The sequence below is a fragment of the Rhizobium zaerense genome, from assembly GCF_051810725.1.
Lineage (GTDB): Bacteria > Pseudomonadota > Alphaproteobacteria > Rhizobiales > Rhizobiaceae > Rhizobium > Rhizobium leguminosarum_I.
The window spans coordinates 204322-220007 of the sequence record NZ_JBPWQY020000004.1 but is presented as its reverse complement, the minus strand read 5'-3'; the positions used below and the strand labels follow the sequence as shown (position 1 = coordinate 220007).

The 15686-nt window shown below is 60.2% G+C and carries 15 protein-coding genes and 1 pseudogene; 5 read left to right on the top strand and 11 right to left on the bottom strand.

Annotation, left to right across the window (positions count from 1 at the left end; translation table 11 throughout):
• Nucleotides 1–91 precede the first annotated feature (91 nt).
• From ACS4RR_RS28980 to ACS4RR_RS28940, 9 genes are all read right to left on the bottom strand, one after another.
• Entirely contained in the window at nucleotides 92–367 is a 276-nt protein-coding gene (locus tag ACS4RR_RS28980) for a ribbon-helix-helix domain-containing protein (RefSeq protein ID WP_260111427.1), read from the bottom strand.
• A 125-nt stretch (nucleotides 368–492) separates the two neighbouring features.
• Nucleotides 493–1761, bottom strand: coding sequence for an MGH1-like glycoside hydrolase domain-containing protein (locus ACS4RR_RS28975; RefSeq protein ID WP_456190505.1), 1269 nt, complete (start codon nucleotides 1759–1761; stop codon nucleotides 493–495).
• 21 nt (nucleotides 1762–1782) lie between these two features.
• On the bottom strand, nucleotides 1783–2841 hold the full coding sequence (locus tag ACS4RR_RS28970; RefSeq protein WP_456190504.1) for an ABC transporter ATP-binding protein: 1059 nt from the start codon (nucleotides 2839–2841) through the stop codon (nucleotides 1783–1785).
• A gap of 13 nt (nucleotides 2842–2854) precedes the next feature.
• Nucleotides 2855–3712: a carbohydrate ABC transporter permease gene (locus ACS4RR_RS28965; RefSeq protein WP_260111430.1), complete on the bottom strand. Its 858-nt coding sequence runs from the start codon at nucleotides 3710–3712 to the stop codon at nucleotides 2855–2857.
• Nucleotides 3709–4560: a carbohydrate ABC transporter permease gene (locus ACS4RR_RS28960; RefSeq protein ID WP_260111431.1), complete on the bottom strand. Its 852-nt coding sequence runs from the start codon at nucleotides 4558–4560 to the stop codon at nucleotides 3709–3711. The genes ACS4RR_RS28965 and ACS4RR_RS28960 overlap by 4 nt, the downstream gene beginning before the upstream one ends.
• A 72-nt stretch (nucleotides 4561–4632) precedes the next feature.
• Nucleotides 4633–5907: an ABC transporter substrate-binding protein gene (locus tag ACS4RR_RS28955; RefSeq protein ID WP_456190503.1), complete on the bottom strand. Its 1275-nt coding sequence runs from the start codon at nucleotides 5905–5907 to the stop codon at nucleotides 4633–4635.
• Between the two features lie 42 nt (nucleotides 5908–5949).
• A complete protein-coding gene (locus ACS4RR_RS28950) occupies nucleotides 5950–6960 on the bottom strand; it encodes a LacI family DNA-binding transcriptional regulator (RefSeq protein ID WP_260111433.1) in 1011 nt (336 codons plus the stop codon).
• A gap of 146 nt (nucleotides 6961–7106) precedes the next feature.
• Nucleotides 7107–7430: an antibiotic biosynthesis monooxygenase family protein gene (locus tag ACS4RR_RS28945; protein ID WP_170259509.1), complete on the bottom strand. Its 324-nt coding sequence runs from the start codon at nucleotides 7428–7430 to the stop codon at nucleotides 7107–7109.
• Between the two features lie 150 nt (nucleotides 7431–7580).
• A complete protein-coding gene (locus ACS4RR_RS28940) occupies nucleotides 7581–9116 on the bottom strand; it encodes a sensor histidine kinase (RefSeq protein WP_260111141.1) in 1536 nt (511 codons plus the stop codon).
• Between the two features lie 360 nt (nucleotides 9117–9476).
• On the opposite strand from ACS4RR_RS28940, the gene ACS4RR_RS28935 reads away from it, so the two are divergent.
• Both ACS4RR_RS28935 and ACS4RR_RS28930 read left to right on the top strand, forming a co-directional pair.
• Nucleotides 9477–11291, top strand: a complete 1815-nt coding sequence (locus ACS4RR_RS28935; RefSeq protein WP_260111142.1) for a putative bifunctional diguanylate cyclase/phosphodiesterase — start codon at nucleotides 9477–9479, stop codon at nucleotides 11289–11291.
• Nucleotides 11292–11375: 84 nt separating this feature from the next.
• Nucleotides 11376–12334: pseudogene (locus tag ACS4RR_RS28930) on the top strand (HD-GYP domain-containing protein).
• 12 nt (nucleotides 12335–12346) lie between these two features.
• Here the strand turns inward: ACS4RR_RS28930 and ACS4RR_RS28925 are convergent.
• Nucleotides 12347–13293 (bottom strand): IS630 family transposase gene (locus ACS4RR_RS28925; RefSeq protein WP_222282285.1). Its coding sequence is split into 2 segments (ribosomal slippage): nucleotides 12347–12952 and nucleotides 12955–13293, totalling 945 coding nucleotides; the frame shifts between segments, so codons are not numbered across the junction.
• 323 nt (nucleotides 13294–13616) lie between these two features.
• A complete protein-coding gene (locus ACS4RR_RS28920) occupies nucleotides 13617–14297 on the bottom strand; it encodes a redoxin domain-containing protein (RefSeq protein ID WP_222385922.1) in 681 nt (226 codons plus the stop codon).
• A gap of 192 nt (nucleotides 14298–14489) precedes the next feature.
• On the opposite strand from ACS4RR_RS28920, the gene ACS4RR_RS28915 reads away from it, so the two are divergent.
• The 3 genes from ACS4RR_RS28915 (at nucleotide 14490) to ACS4RR_RS28905 (ending at nucleotide 15614) form a co-directional block, all read left to right on the top strand.
• Nucleotides 14490–14675 carry a hypothetical protein gene (locus tag ACS4RR_RS28915; RefSeq protein WP_222296209.1) on the top strand — a complete coding sequence of 62 codons (186 nt, stop codon included), beginning with the start codon at nucleotides 14490–14492 and terminating at the stop codon, nucleotides 14673–14675.
• Nucleotides 14676–14699: 24 nt separating this feature from the next.
• Nucleotides 14700–15164, top strand: a complete 465-nt coding sequence (locus tag ACS4RR_RS28910; protein ID WP_260111143.1) for an NUDIX hydrolase — start codon at nucleotides 14700–14702, stop codon at nucleotides 15162–15164.
• Nucleotides 15165–15332: 168 nt separating this feature from the next.
• The gene (locus tag ACS4RR_RS28905) at nucleotides 15333–15614 is read left to right on the top strand and encodes a hypothetical protein (protein ID WP_222385924.1); all 282 of its coding nucleotides are present in this window, start codon (nucleotides 15333–15335) and stop codon (nucleotides 15612–15614) included.
• Nucleotides 15615–15686: the final 72 nt, after the last annotated feature.

Genomic DNA, 15686 nt, shown 5'->3' with positions numbered 1-15686 from the left:
CGCCCGGCCTCGTCTATCAGATACACCAGCAGGTTTTCGAGGTCATCGCTCGCCTGAGGCGCGAAAATAACGGTGTAGTTCATGCCCCGCGTTATTTCTTGGCGTGAGCGGCCATACGGGCATTGAGCCGCCGGCTGACTTCCTCGGCGGAGAGGGCGCGCTCAGGGTGAGCTTTCATCGCGTCATAGGTGGGCACCACCTCGTCGCGAAGCCATTTCTCAATAGCGGCGTCGCGGGCGGCCAAGGTGCGCAGGCCGTCGCGGACGACTTCGCTCTCGGTCGCATATTCGCCGGAGCTGACTTTGGCCTTCACCATTTGCGCCATTTCCAGCGGGAGGGTAATGGTGAGGGGTTGGGTTGTGCGCATAGTGTGTGTCCTTCGTTATCTCCTTATAACAAAGCGTATGATTAAATCATGCGCTTTACATATAGGCGACCTTGGAGCGGTTAATCCAACCGCAGAAAATGGCTTGGTAACGCCCTGCTCCACACTCAAGCAGGGAATGCGCTTCGTTCAAGCCACAGGTACGCGGCAGCCGTCCAGGAAAAGCCGAGGCCGCCGCAACCTTGACCAGTGACCGGGTCGAAATATTCGGCGAAACCTTCCGTCTCGATCGCTGCGATGGTGGATTGCCGCAGCTCTTCGGCGACACCCGCGTAGCCATTGCGCTTGAGGCCGTCGATCAGCAGCCAGTTGATGATCGCCCAGGCGGGGCCGCGCCAGTAACGCTTCGGCTCCCAGCTAGCGATACCCGGCTTGGTGGTGGGAAAGGCGACCTTGAGGCCCTCGGACCAGGCCTTCATTTCCGAAACCAGCGCGTCGGCAACCTGCCTGCCGAGATCCAGCGAGAGGAGGGGGATGAAGCCGGCTTGCGTGGCGGCCTCGACATCTTCGCCGGAGATCAGGTCTCGCGAGACAAAGCGGGCAAGGTCCGGCCGCCATTGGACCATCATCGCCTTGCGGCTGCGGTCGTTGAGGGCGGCAATCTCGATTGCGTCCTCCGTCCGGCCGAGGAGGCGGGCGAGGTGTTCGAGGTCTTCGCCGGCCTTGAGCAGGATGGCGGTCGTCTGGATCTCGGCGACCTTGAACGGCGCCTTTTCCCATTGTTTGGCCGGATCCCACCCGCAGGCAGCATAGGTATCGACCAGATGAATGAAGCGGCGGTAATCCTCGTCGCGCGGGCGCATGTCGGCATCGACATGGCCGGTATCCTTGCGCACCACCGGCGTGTCGGTGGTGGTGGGTACACGAGCGAGCGCGATGTCCCAGGCCGGAGAATTGTCGCTGCCGCTTTCCCATGGATGCAGGAGTGCGACGAGCCCGGTACATTCAGGGTCGCGGGCGGAATACCACCAGCGATGCCATTTCAGCGCCGCCTCGTAGAGGGGCAGGGTGCGCGCTTCGCCCTCCTTGCCGGCGGTTTCGTGCAGCTTGCGCAGTGCGATTGCGAAGACCGGCGGCTGGGTTATGCCGGAGGTCGGGATCTTGTGCTGCGTGCGCCAGACGGTCGGTCCTGGGAAATAGGTTTCGCTCGGCGCATGGAAGACGATATGCGGGATCATCCCGTCCACCCATTGGCCTTCGACCAGCCGCTCCAGCTCGCGATAGGCACGATCGATATCGTAGAGCGCGAAGCCCATGGCGACGAAGGCGGAATCCCAGTTCCACTGGAAGGGGTAGAGCCTGTCGGTCGGCACGGTATAGCCGCCGCGATCGTTGGCAGCGAGGATGCGCTTCGCCTGGTCGATATGCATGTTCATGTCGGGTACTCCGGTATATTCTTAGGCCAGGACGGACGGAAAGGATTTGCCGCTTTCGGGCGAAAGCCAGGTGATGCGCTTCTGGTCGAGCTTCAGGCCGATCGTATCGCCGCTGTTTACGGTCTCCGAAGCCGGCAGGATGACGCGCACCGGCTGGTCGTGGATCGAGCCGGTCAGAAGCAGGTGCGAGCCCATAGGTTCGGCAACGCGCACCCGCATTTCGAGACCCTGCGGCAGCGGCGCGAGTTCGACGGCTTCGCCGCGCAGGCCGAGGATCACTTCATCGCCGGACTCCTGCGGCGCTGCAAGCCGTTCGGCGCCTGCCGCCACCTGGCTGTTCGTCACCGGCACCTTGATGAAGTTCATCGGCGGGTTGCCGATGAAGCCGCCGACGAAACGTGTTGCCGGGTGATTGTAGATCTCGACCGGATGGCCAACCTGCTCGACCACGCCGCCATGCATGACGGCGATGCGGTCGGAAAGGCCCATCGCTTCCGTCTGATCGTGGGTGACGTAGATCGTCGTGGTGCCGGCCGATTGCAGCACGGTCTTGAGTTCGGTGCGCATTTCCAAGCGGAGCAGCGCGTCGAGGTTCGAAAGCGGCTCGTCCATCAGCAGCACCTTCGGTTCGACGGCAAGGGCACGAGCGACCGCGACGCGCTGGCGCTGGCCGCCGGAGAGCTTGTTCGGGTATCGGTCGAGATATTGCTCGATATGCAGGAGGCCGGCGGCCTTCTCGACCTGCGCCTTCACGCGTGCGTCGTTGGCTTTCTGCATCCGCAGCCCGAAGGCGACGTTTTCGTAGACGGTCATATGCGGAAAGACGGCGTAGTTCTGGAAGACCATCGCAAGGCCGCGATCCCGAGGCGCCAGGCCGATCACCGACTTGTCGCCGATGCGGACATCTCCCGATGTGGCCGTCTCGAGGCCGGCGATGATGCGTAGCAGCGTGGTCTTGCCGCAGCCGGATGGACCGAGCAGCGAGACGAATTCGCCGTCGTTGATCGTCAGCGAGACCTCTTTCAGCGCCTCGAAGGCTCCGAAGCTCTTGCGGATGCGGTCGATGACAATATTGGCCATATCTCTGGTCCCGTTACTTGGAGGAAATGCCCCAGATCGCGAAGAGGTAGCGCCTGACCGCGAAGATGAAGACAACCGAGGGAAGGATGAGCATCAGCCCCCCGGCAAAGCGGTAATGCATCGGGCTTTCCGAAAGCACGGTCAGCAGGTAGGCGGTCAGCGTGCGGTTGCGCACCGTCAGCACCGAGGCGGCAAAGACCTCGTTCCACGAGATGACGAAGGCAAAGACCGCAGTTGCGACGATGCCGGGAAGCGCCAAGGGTGCCACCACCTTGAAGAAGGCCTGGATGCGGGTGCAGCCGAACACCCAGGCGGCTTCCTCCAACTCCTTGGGCACGCCGAGGAAAATGCCCTGGGTGACGAGTGCGGCGAAAGGCAGCGCCAGCACCGTATGGATGAGGCCGACGCCGAGGATCGTATCGTAGAGGCCGAGCCGTATGAAGGAGACCGTCAGCGGCAATGCCAGGATCGCCAGCGGGAAGGCGCGGGTCAGCAACACCAGGAGGCGGTAGCCGTCCTTGCCGCGGAAATCATAGCGGGCGAGCGCGTAACCGGCCGGCGCGCCGAGCATGATCGAAAGCGCCACCGTGATGCCGGCTGCCCCCAGCGAATTGAGAAAAGATTGGACGACGCCCTCGGTCTTCAGGAAGAGAAAAAAGGGCCCCAGTGAAATGCCGGTGGGAAGGCCGGTCTTCGGCCAGATATAGACGCCCTGACGTCCGCCGAGGGCGCCGAGCGCGACCAGATAGATCGGGACCAGCACCCAGGCGCAGAGGGCGGCGATGCCGCTCCAGAGCAGCCAACGGCGCGATGAGACGAAGCCGGTGGCGTCGGGGGTGTCCGCGGTCATGCTGATGGTATCCGTGGTCATGGCAGGCGCTCCGGATTGACCTTCAAGGCCTTGAGATAGATGAGCGTGGCGGCAAGCGAGATGATCATGATCAGCACCGCGTAGGCGGCGGCGACGCTGTAATTCTGGTTCTGGTTCTGCCAGTTGTAGGCCTCGCCGACGAGGACCGGAAAATTGCGCCCGCCGAGCGCATAGACTACCGCGAAGACTTCGAAGGCGAGCACGGTGCGCAGGATCAGTGCCGATTGCAGGGCCGGGCGGATCAGCGGCAAGGTGATACGCCAGAAGCGCGTCCACGGACCAGCGCCGAAGATTTCGGCGGCTTCTTTGAACTCCTTCGGCACCTGGTTCAGACCGGCGACGATGATGACCATGACGATGGCCGTGCCGCGCCAGATTTCGGCAACGGCAATCGCGAGGAAGAGCGCGACCGGCGTCTGGTAGGAGAGCCAGCTTGCCTGTCTGCCGATGATGCCGAGGCCGAAGAGCAGCGAATTCAGATAGCCGGTATTTTGCAGGATCGACAACCAGACGAGACCGGCGGCGAGATCGGAAATGCCGAGCGGGATTGTCCAGATCCACAGGATCGTCTCGCGCCCGCGGCCGACTTTGGCGACCATCGTGCCCATGGCCAGCGCCAAGGCGATCTGCACCGGCACGACCGCGATCGTCAGCAGGAAGGTGTTCTTAACCGAGCGGGTGAAATTGATGTCGGTTACCATGCGCTCGGCATTGGCGAGCGATGGCGCGCCATTATCCGAAACCGCCAGCCAGATCGTCTGCACCAGTGGCACGACGAACAGCAGTGCCAGGAAGGCGACGGATGGCAGGATCAGCAGATAGGGGATCCAGGGTCGGCTATTGGTCATCGGCTCCGGCCTCGACGAGCAGAGGGTTGAAAGAGCGCCCGGGCAATTCGCCCGGACGCGTCTCGGGCGGATTTATTCTACCGGGCAGGGGCCGTCGCTCTTGGCATCGGGCGCCCAGCACGCAGCCTTCGTATCGGCCATCAGCTTGGCTATCGTCGCGCCTTGAGCCTTCAGCACGTCTGCGACCGGCTCATTCTGCAGCACGATGCGCTGGAAACTGTCCATGTAGACCTTGTTGAACTCACCGCCCTTGTCGCCGAGGCCAACCGGCAGCAGCGAGATCACCGCGTCCTTGGAGGCCTGGGTGGCGGTGACCGCAGCGGCGAGCAGGGCGACGCCGGCATCGAGATCCGGCGGCAGCTTGACATTCAGGGTCGGGAAGAAGCCGACCTTGGAGGCGGTCAGGAGCTGCGTCTCCGGCATGGAAAGGTGTTCGATGATCTTTTCTGCGCCGGCCTTGTCAGGTGCACCCTTCGGAATGGCGAGACCGGCAACGACCGGCATATAGCCACGGCCCTTCGGGCCCGCAGGCGCCGGAAAGACGACATAATCGTCAGGTGCTGCGGAAATGGCATTCTTCAGGCGGGCGATATGGTCCCAGGCGACCATGACTTCGCCGGCAGAGAGCGGCTCCTGCATGAAGTCGTAGCTGGTCGAGTTCGGCGTCACATAGGCCCAAAGGGCCTTCAGCCTCTCCCAGCCGGCGGCCGCATCGGCACTCTGGAAAGTACGCACGACGCCGCCGGTGAAGGAGGGATAGAAATAGCCCTGGAAGTAACGCGCCATCAGCCCCTTCGGGCCCGCCGGGAACCCGATCTGCGGCTGGCCGGTTGCGTCCTGCATATTCTTGCCCCACGCGATCAACTGGTCGTAGTTCAGCGCGTTCACGTCGGCGCCGGCGGGCAGGTATTGCAGCGCTTCCTTCTTGGCGGCCATCACATAGGTCGCCTGCATCCACGGGATGTACTGCTGGGTCGATTTGCCGAGCTTGCCGAGGTCGAGCAGCGACTGCGGCATGCCGCTCGCTGCCAGCTTCTTGGCAAGGTCATCTAGCGGTTCGAGCAGATCCTTGTCCGCAAGCGGCGAGAGTTCACCATGCAGCGCACCGACGAGGCTGACGGTGTGTTTACCGGCCTGGCGTTCGGCCTCCATGCGGACGGCAAACTGCGGCGGCTCCTCGACCACGTAATCAACCGGGCCGACGTCCTTCAGCAGCTCCTCGCGGACGACGGTCGCCTCCTCGATCGGACGAAGCTGGGTGGACACGAAAACCGTCTGGGCAAGCACCGGCGAGGCGAAGGCCAGCACAGTGGAAGCGAGAATTCCAAATGACATGATATGTTTCATCTTCTCCTCCTTCATTGTTCTTTGTTTGACATGCACTTCTGTCTATGCCGCTTTGGCGGGACGGCGATGGCTGTCGCGATCGACAAATTCGATCGCGTGAAGCTCCTGGAGTTCTTCGGCGGGTTCGCCGGCAATGGCGCGCAGCAGCAGCGAAGCGAAGCTCGCGCCGAGGTTTTCGCCGGTCATGCGCATGGTCGAGAGCGGCGGGCTGGTGAAGGCGCCCATCGGCAGGTCGTCATGGCCGATAATGCTGATCTGGTTGCCACCATCGACTTCGCGTAGCGCCCGGAGCGCTCCGATTGCCATTTCGTCGGTGGCGCAGACGAGTGCGGTCGGGCGCGAGGGTTGGCGCAGAAGTTCGAGTGCTGCGAGATAACCGCCCTGTTCCAGCGGCGCGCCCTCGGCGCAGAGATCGGTCGCGAGACCGCATTCCTCCATCGCCGCCCGCCAGCCGCGGCAGCGGTCATGAGCAAAGTAATATTCCTGCGGGCCGGCGATATGGCCGATGCGGTGGTGGCCGGCGGCATGGAAGCGCAGCGTTGCGGCACGGAAACCGGCAAAGCCGTCGCCATCGATAAAGGGATGGGGCAGCAGGCTTTCGGTGCGGCCGTTGGTGACGAAGGGAATGCCGCGCGACTGCAGGAATTCGACGCGCTCGTCCTTCCGCTTGGTGCGGACGAGAAGCATGGCGTCGACGCGGCGGCCATCGACGAAGCGGCGGCAGATGTCGAGCTCGCTCTCGCCACGCGGCACCGGCGCAATCACCAGATTGAGACCGGCAGCGGCAAGATGTTCGGCACAGCCGGACAGCATTTCGAGGAAATGCGGAGGACCGATATGGCCGGGATCGCTCGGCAGCGTGACGGCCACGAGCTCGGCGCGCTGCCTGCGCAGACGGCGGGCCGAAGCATTCGGCCGGTAGCCGACCTTGTCGGCAGCCTGACGAACCCGTTCGCGCGTGGCGGCCGACACATCGGCGTAACCGTCGAGCGCACGCGACACCGTGGTGATCGACAGTCCCAGCGATTGCGCGAGCTGTTTGAGATTGGCCAAGATCTTCCTCCCGAAGTAAGGGTAACGATTCTCCAAAACGTTTTGGGAGTCAAGCCAAAACGTTTTGGTTCGATGAAAGGCGCCGGACCGTGTGATTATCTTGAGACTGGCGGGAGGCGCGAGACCTGTGAAAGCGGCCGGGACTCTCAACGCAGATGCGGAGGGACCACTATCTTGTGTATCTGGATACGCTCGGGAAGTTCGCACAGCAGTTCTGCATCACGCTCCAGATGGTGAACCTGCTCAGGATCACCCTTGGTAAATGCCGTCATCGATTCCATGTCCGCCCAGTAGGAGATCGTCGTGAACCATGTTTCATCCTCACGGTCTTCGCGCAGCAACTGGACGCCGAGTGCTGTCTTTAACAGTGGCGGAATTCCCTCTGCGCGGTTGTAAGCTTCATATTCATCGGCGAGTTCCGGCTTCGTGCGACCACGCCAGATACGGGCTATGGTTGGAACTTTCGTCATGTTGTGCTCCTAGTGACATCTGAACAAAGCAAGCCGACGGCGAGGAAATCCCGCACGGGCGCCAGGGCATCTGGAAAATATGTCGCCCCAAGTCCAACGAAAAGTGCCGATGCGAAGGTTTGATTTAGGCAGGGAGGTGGCTTTTCTCGCTCAATCGGTAAGTTTGAGTGTTGCCGTAAACTGCGTCCCCTCCAGGCGATTGTATCTCGCCTCGCCATGCAGTTGATTGACGAAGGCTTTGATCAGCCGCGTCCCCATCCCGGCGCTGTCCGATCGGCCATCAAAACCAATCCCGTCATCCGCGACGGTAAGTTGAGATTCCTCTCCTTCAGTCGCGTGCAGCATGACGCGAATATTTCCGGATTCCCGGCCGTCGAATGCGTATTTCATGCTGTTGGCAATCAACTCGTTGAGCAGGAGGGCAAACGGCGTTGCCTTGTCTGCTGCAATCACGATGTCGTCGATTTCAAAGTCGACGGAAACGGCGCGACCATGGACGTCGACGATCGTCCTGACGAATGATGGGATGAACTCTCGAGCAGATATTCCGCTAAACTGATCGAAGCCGTACATCTGCTCGTGGACGGCGGACATTGCAGAAATGCGCTCGTTTAATTTTTGAACGGCCTCCGGTTCAAAACCCTGCAAGCGCAGCAGGGCCATCACCGTCTGCAGGTTGTTCTTCACGCGATGGTGTATCTCGCGCATGAGCGTTTCATTCGACCGCAACGCATCCGCAAGCTGCCTGGTGTGCAATGTGTCCACTTTGATGAGGTTCTGAATCCACAATGCAGCGGCTAAGGCACCAACCAGGGCGAAAGCGACCAACAAAGACGCAATTTTGGCATCCTCCCAAAAGGGCTGCATGATTACATGGATATCTGCCGAAGCAATGGCCACAAAAGGGGTGCGCTCGAGGATTCGGTATCCGACCAGGCGGTCTTCATGGTCGACTGGCGACACGGAGCGATATGTGCCTGATGTCGCCTTCCTCATATAGTCGGTAAATAGCTTGTGGTTCCGCATATCGACCGGTCCGGCGGGTTCCGGGTATCGGGCGATAAGTTGCCCGTCGCGTCTTATGAGGCTGACAATCGAGTTCTCGCCGATCGCGACCGCGTCCCATATTGGTCTTAGGATGCTCGCGTCGAAGGCAATTACGGCGACGCCGGCGAATACGCCATTTCGTTCGAGCCTGCGGCTGAAGACGAATATCTGCCGGTGGGAAAGGCGGCTGATGATCAGCGGGGATGTATATTCGTCAGCACCGTTTCTCAGCCGAACGAAGTAGTCGCGGTCCGTAACGTCGACCGGCCGGATATCTCGGTCATTTGAATAGAGCGTTTTTCCATCGGCCCCGATGACATAGGCAGTCGCCTGAGGAGGCAAGTCGTAGACGGCAGCGTCGAGATCGCGCACGCGGTCCGCGCCGGGCAATGACGTACTCGGCCCCAGAGCATCATCAATTCGGTGCAGGGTCTCCCGAGCAAGGGAATTCAACCAGTTCGCGTTCGCTGCAACGATTTTGGAGGCGGCGCTGACACGCTCGTCGCCCCGGCGAACAGCTGTCTCGTAACTGGATATGAGCCAGAGCGACAAGAGGGTGGTCACTGACAGAAACATCAGCGCGATGATCGCGAGCGATGCTTTGCCTACGGAGCCAACGTATTTATCGCCACCGATCATCTTTCAGGCCAATTTCCATTGTGCGGCGACGGCCATATGGGGACATTGCAACGCATTCCGAACCATATCCCATAAGCTGATTTCTGACTCTCGAAAATTATGCCGTGCCCACTCACTCGGGGCTCTCAAGAGCACGACTGCGGATTGTATTTCATAATCGTCTTTAGAGAATGACCGTGACATCGGTCAATCTCGCTCCGTTCGAAAGGAGGTCAGAACGTAGAGAAAACCCCTTTCGCACGCGACGTCGGCGCGACTGAAATGATCATCCGGCGCCTATTCGATCAAAATCTAATCAACGGCGTAACCTGATTTGAAAGTCGGTTTGGTACGGAGGGTCTCCTTCCGGGAAGTGACGTCATGATCCTTGAGTTGCAGAATGCCATTCTGGAAATGATTGCCAAAGGGGAACCGCTGGCAGCAACGATCGAGCAACTTTGCCTGAAGGTTGAGGCCGCCATTCCTGGGATCATCGCTTCGGTGCTGACGTTCGACGGGAGCCGTCTTCACACACTTTCTGGCCCCTCCCTTCCGCCTCACTATTCAGGGGCGGTCGACAATCTTGAAGCCGGTCCTCTTGCGGGCTCCTGTGGCGCTGCTGCCTATTTCGGAGAAGCGGTCATTGCCACCGATATCGAGATCGATCCTCGTTGGCAGGACTTCAAGTCCCTGGTCCTTCCGCTGGGGTTGAAGGCTTGCTGGTCCAGCCCCATCAAGCGTGGCGACCGGGTGATCGGCACCTTCGCCTTCTACTATCGAGACCACCGCGGTCCAAAGGCCCTCGAACGGGATCTCGTCGATGCTTGTGTCCATCTCTGCACAATCGCCATCGATCGCGAAGAACGGGTGATGGAACGCCAGCGGCTCACATACAGCGACGCTTTAACAGGGCTGTCGAATCGCGCTCGTTTCAACCAGCTCCTAGCCGAAGAGCTGCCTCGATCCCGGCGCGCCTGGGGCATCTTGCTGGTGGACATCGACAACTTGAAACTCGTGAACGACACGTTCGGGCACGCAGCCGGCGACGCATTGATTCAAGTGGTTGCAGACCGGGTCGCCAAGACAGCAGGCGCCAAGAACACCTTTAGGCTCGGTGGCGATGAGTTTGCTGTGATTGTGTCGGACGACAAAGACCTTGATCTCAACGCGAGGGCGACCGACATCTTCAAAGCACTGTCTTCTCCTTCAACGTGCGACGGTCATGTCGTCTTTCCTGCCGCCACGATTGGCGGCGCGTTGGCAGAGACCGAAACAAACCCTGACCAGATCCGACAGAACGCCGATGTGGCGCTCTATCATGCGAAAGAACACAACCGCGGCCGGTACGTGCAACACTATCCCGGCCTGGGCACTGCCCTGACCCGACGTTTCAGGGCGGTTCGCGATGTGGGCATCGCCCTAGAAGACGATCGGATCGACGCGCATTACCAGCCGATCTTGCGCCTCGATACGCGGGAAATCGTCGGTTTCGAAGCCTTGTGTCGAATGACCACGCCTTCCGGCGAAATCATCGCCGCAGCGCATTTCCATGAGGCGACGAAAGACGCGCATATTGCTGCTGAGCTGACCCAACGAATGTTGCTGAGGGTTGCGAGGGACATCCGCAGCTGGCTCGCCCGGGGCCTTCCCCTCCAACATGTCGGCATCAACCTGTCCGCCGCAGATTTTCGCGGCGGTAATCTGCAAGACAGGCTGTGCCGAATTTTCGGGGAAGCGGAGGTTCCTCTCGAGCACATCATCCTCGAAGTGACGGAATCGGTTTATCTCGGGCAACGGGACCATGTCGTAGCTGACGAGATAAAGGCTCTTCGGTCCAAGGGCTTGCGGGTTGCCCTCGACGACTTTGGCACGGGCTACGCGTCTTTGACCCACCTGCTGACGGTGCCGGTCGACATCATCAAGATCGACAAGTCCTTCATCGACCGCATGGTGCCGGGCGATGCTGGGACGGTCATCGTCGAGAGTCTGATCGGAATAGCTCACAAGCTCGGAATCCGGGTCGTCGCAGAAGGGATTGAAACAGAAACCCAAGCTGTTCAATTGAGCCAGCTCGGCTGCAAGCTCGGACAGGGCTATCTGTTTTCGAAAGCAGTCGATCGAACGGTTGCCGCGGCTATTTTAGAGCAGCATGGACAACGGCTCAACCAAAACAAGACCCGCGCCGGAGCCCTATAGCTTGAGCGAAGTTTTCGCACTCGGGCCAGCCCCGGATACCTGAGACAACGCTTGAGTACCAAGATCATTTTGAACGGATCAGAGATGCGAAAACGGATACATGTCAGCCAATTGCGGGTCGGAATGTATGTCGAAGACGTTGAAATCGAGGAGAAGACAGGACGCGTCGGTTCAAGCCGTTCCTGATCTCGGCCGCCGGTCAGGTCGATAGTTTGATGGCAAGCCGCCTGATGACTGTCGTGATCGACGTCGGAAAAGGTGCCGATGTCGATCCGGGTGGGCCGCAGGACATCGACCGGACTGCGTTTGACGCCCAGCTTCGTGCCGTGTTTTCGGCAAAGGATATCAAGCAGGCGAGGGAATGCGTCGAGGATACACGGCCGCAGATCCGCCAAATGCTTGCGCACGCCAGGATCAAGGCGTCTTTTGCCAGTGATGCGGCAAGCGCAGCTGTGGAGCGGATTATGTCGGCAGCCTTCGACAACGCCGGCGCGTTGATCGCAGTCGCGAAACTGAAGGAAAAGGATGAGCTGACGTTTCTCCACTCGCTGGCTGTCAGCGCATTGATGATCACCCTGGGGCGCAGCCTCGGTCATGGAGAAGAGGATGTACGGGTCCTGGGACTCGGCGGACTGGTTCACGATCTTGGAAAAATGGCGCTCCCCGACGACATCTTGACGAAACCCGGTAAGCTGACGGCCGAGGAAATGGATCTTGTCCGCGGGCACCCTCAGCGGGGATATGAGCTGGTGTCTTGTGTCGCCCATGTCCCGAAGCCGGTGCTCGACATTTGTCGCTACCACCACGAAAAGTTCGATGGCTCGGGCTATCCTGGTCGGCTCGCCGGAAAGAAGATCCCTTACGTCGCCCGGCTTGCGGCGATTTGTGACGTTTACGAAGCGCTGACCACCATCAGGCCGTATAAGCGCGCCTTCTCGCAAGCGGAGGCGATCAACATGATGATGAATTCGCCGGGCCATTTCGATAGCCAGCTTCTTTCCGCATTCGTATCAAAAATGGTGATCAGCGGCACGCTCCACTAGAGCGGGATTGTTTTATGTCCGTTCATATCCGGCTTCCTTGAAGTAGTTTTGGCACTCTTTCGGCGAGACGGTTTGAAGGGTGGCTGCCAGCGCGTCGTCGATGGCCTGTCGGGTTCGAGCCTGCGCCTTGCGCAGCTCGTGCTTGATCTTGGCGAAGAGTTTTTCGATCGGATTGAGATCGGGGGAATACTGCGGCAGGAAGAACAATCTGGCGCCGGCCTTGCGGATGGCGGCACGGATAGCGCCGGCCTTGTGCGAGCCGAGATTATCCATGACGACGATGTCGCCGGGTTTGAGCTCCGGTACCAGCACCCTCTCGACATAGATGCGAAAGCGTTCGCCATTGATCGGGCCGTCGATGATCCACGGTGCGCTGACGCGGTCGGCCCTGAGGGCTGCGACAAAAGTCATGGTATTCCAGTGGCCGAAGGGCGCATGGCCCAACAGCCGTTCGCCGCGCGGCGCCCAGCCCCTGAGCGGCGTCATATTCGTCTTCGTCCAGGTTTCGTCGATAAAGACAAGGCGAGATGGATCGATGCGATGGCGATGCTTCAGCCAGCGCGCCCGCCGGGCGGCAACATCGGGCCGCTCGCGCTCGCTGGCGACCAACGTCTTTTTTTATAACTCAGCCCTTCCTCATGCACGAAGGTCCGGACGGCGCTGTAATCCACTTTCAGGCCGCGCTCTCCGAGTTCCGCCACCAACCCGCGCAAGGTGAACGCCTGCATGTGGCAGCGATCGATCAACCAGACCCGATGTTTACCTGAGATCGCCCGTGGCTTGTGCCCGCCCATCTGGCCGGGAGCCGCGCTGCCCGTCTCACGCAAGCGCCGGACCCAGTCGATCGCGGTGCTGATGCCAATGCCGAAGCGCTTTGCCGCCGCTCGACACGACAGGCCCTCGCGCGTTACTGCGCCAACAACGCGTTCCCGAAGATCATCCGAAAAAGGTTTCGCCATCCAGACCGGCCTCCTGCACCGGCCAGAATGGTGAATCTGATTTGCACCAGAAAGGGAATCCCTGTTCCGATTCCGACTAAAACAATCCCGCTCTAGAACCGGATGATTTTAGGCCGGATCGGCCTAAAATCTGAACCCTGTTCTACGTTATATAGCTGGAGCATGATGTCGTCCTAAAACCGCTCACACTTTTCGGCATCATGCACGGCGCGTCGTACCGGCCAAACGTCAATTGCAACACCGCTCCGGATGGGCGGTCATTTCGGCGGCAGGGGCCGGTTCATAAGAACGATCTATCGTGCAGCAACGCTGGTCGCTGCACGTCAGCGCCCAAGGCTGCCGGCGGCGGCGATGATCTCCGCCGCGGTCGGGAAGATGGAGAGGTTGTTCGGTCCGTCGAGCGACTCGATTTGTGCCCAGCAGATGGTGCCCGTCGCATCGACCAGGAAGTGGCCGACGAGCTGGGTAGCGTGGTTTGCGAAGATCGCATGATCGGCCTCGTCAAGTTCGAAGCCGTCCTTGGCGTTGAGCACCGTGTTGGCTTCCATCGGGTGCAGCGGTTCCGGCAGCTCGCCCGTGGGGTTGATGCGTGCCGCCTGGAACTGCGCCATCGTTGCGCCATAGGGCCATTCGGGCTGCTCGCAGCTCCCATCGGGCAGGAACTCGCCATGCGGCACGCCGTAGGCCCGATGCGTGCGGCAGTCCGGGTCACACAGAAGCGTTATCGGCGTCGGCCGGTGGCGGAAATACAGGCGGGCACGTTCCACCGGCGTGTTGATAACGGCGACGGTCTCCACCCCGACGGCGCGCAGGGTCGGCTGTAAGCCGGCAAGCTGTTCTAACTGGCGTCGGCAGAACGGGCAGTGCAAGCCGCGAAAGAACCCGATCACGAACGGGCGACCGCTCAAGTCGGCGAAAGAGACCGTTCCGTCGAAGTTGGCCGTGGCGAGTGCGAAGGCGGGGGCAGTTTCTCCTGGTTGCAGCGGGCGTTTCTGGTCTCCCATGGAATAGTTCCTTTGTCGCATCGTCCAGGTGGACGACCGAATTTTGACTATAGCACTTGTCGCAACAGGGCCCAGCGCTCCATGTTGAGATCGCGAATGTGGTTGCCATTTGGCCCTCCGACCGGCGCTGAGAGCTTGCCGGTAGCGATTGCCGCTCCTATCTTATTTAGAATAGACTAATGGAGCAACGAGATGGCGGAACTTGTGGCCGAGACTCTAGTTGTGGCCGACACTCTAATCGGCACGACGATCGAGATCATTCCACCGGAAGACAAAAAGGAACAACCCGACAGTCGTGCTTGCCTTTGCTGCAAGCGCCGGCGTCAGTGGATGGACGATGACGGCTGCGGCATCTGTGAGGAATGCCTGGCCTCGTGATCGACACAAGAAAGGCACAACGCGATGGTCATCCGCAGCGCCGGACTTTTGATATACCGGCGCATTTCCAAGGACATCGAAGTGCTTCTCGTGCATCCGGGTGGTCCTTTCTGGGCTAGGAAAGACGAGGCTGCGTGGTCGATCCCGAAGGGGCTGATCGAGCCAGGAGAGGATGAACTCGCGGCGGCAATCAGAGAGACTGCCGAAGAGCTGGGTGCAGTAGTCGATGGCAGGTTCACACCGTTGGGCGAATACCGGCAACCTGGCGGAAAGATAGTTGTCGCGTGGTCGATCGAAGCCGATCCGGTACTAGACGTGAATGTGATACAGACCTCCAAATTTCAAATGGAATGGCCGCCACGGTCCGGCCAGGTAAAACGCTTTCCGGAAGTCGATCGCGCCGGGTGGTTTTCCCCAGCCGACGCAGCGATAAAACTCTTGAAAGGCCAGCGACCAATACTTGCCGGTCTCCTGAAGCATCTGGAATGATCGGCCGAAGTTCGGTGAACCGTCTCCATCTCGCTACTGTCATGCATGAGGTGCGCGGCAGCCATGAGTTGCTTCTGAAGACAGCCGTCCTATCTGACAGTGACCGCCATGTGACTGAAATGGAGAAATCGGCGCTGCGACGCGCCCTGGGCGCGCGAGGAGACAATCATGAACGGCATTTCCAAAACCCTGAACGACATGACGCTTATCGAACGCTCGAGCCTGCTCGACACCGTCGCCGATGCTTTGGAAGCAACGGCCGAGGAGGCGGAAGGTGAGGGCGACGCCCGCTTTGTCGCCAACTCCATCTGCGTCGCCAATACGATTCGCGGGCTATCCGGCGATCTCACGCCGCGCGATCTGATGGCGGCCGAGTTGCTGCTTGAGCAGGGCATCATGCTCGTCCATCAGTTCTCGAATAGGACGAAGACCAACGGAGTGGTCCACTAGAACTGAATTCTATTTAAATCAAATAGTTGGAGCATGACGCCGTCGGAAAACAACTCATACTTTTCGGCATCA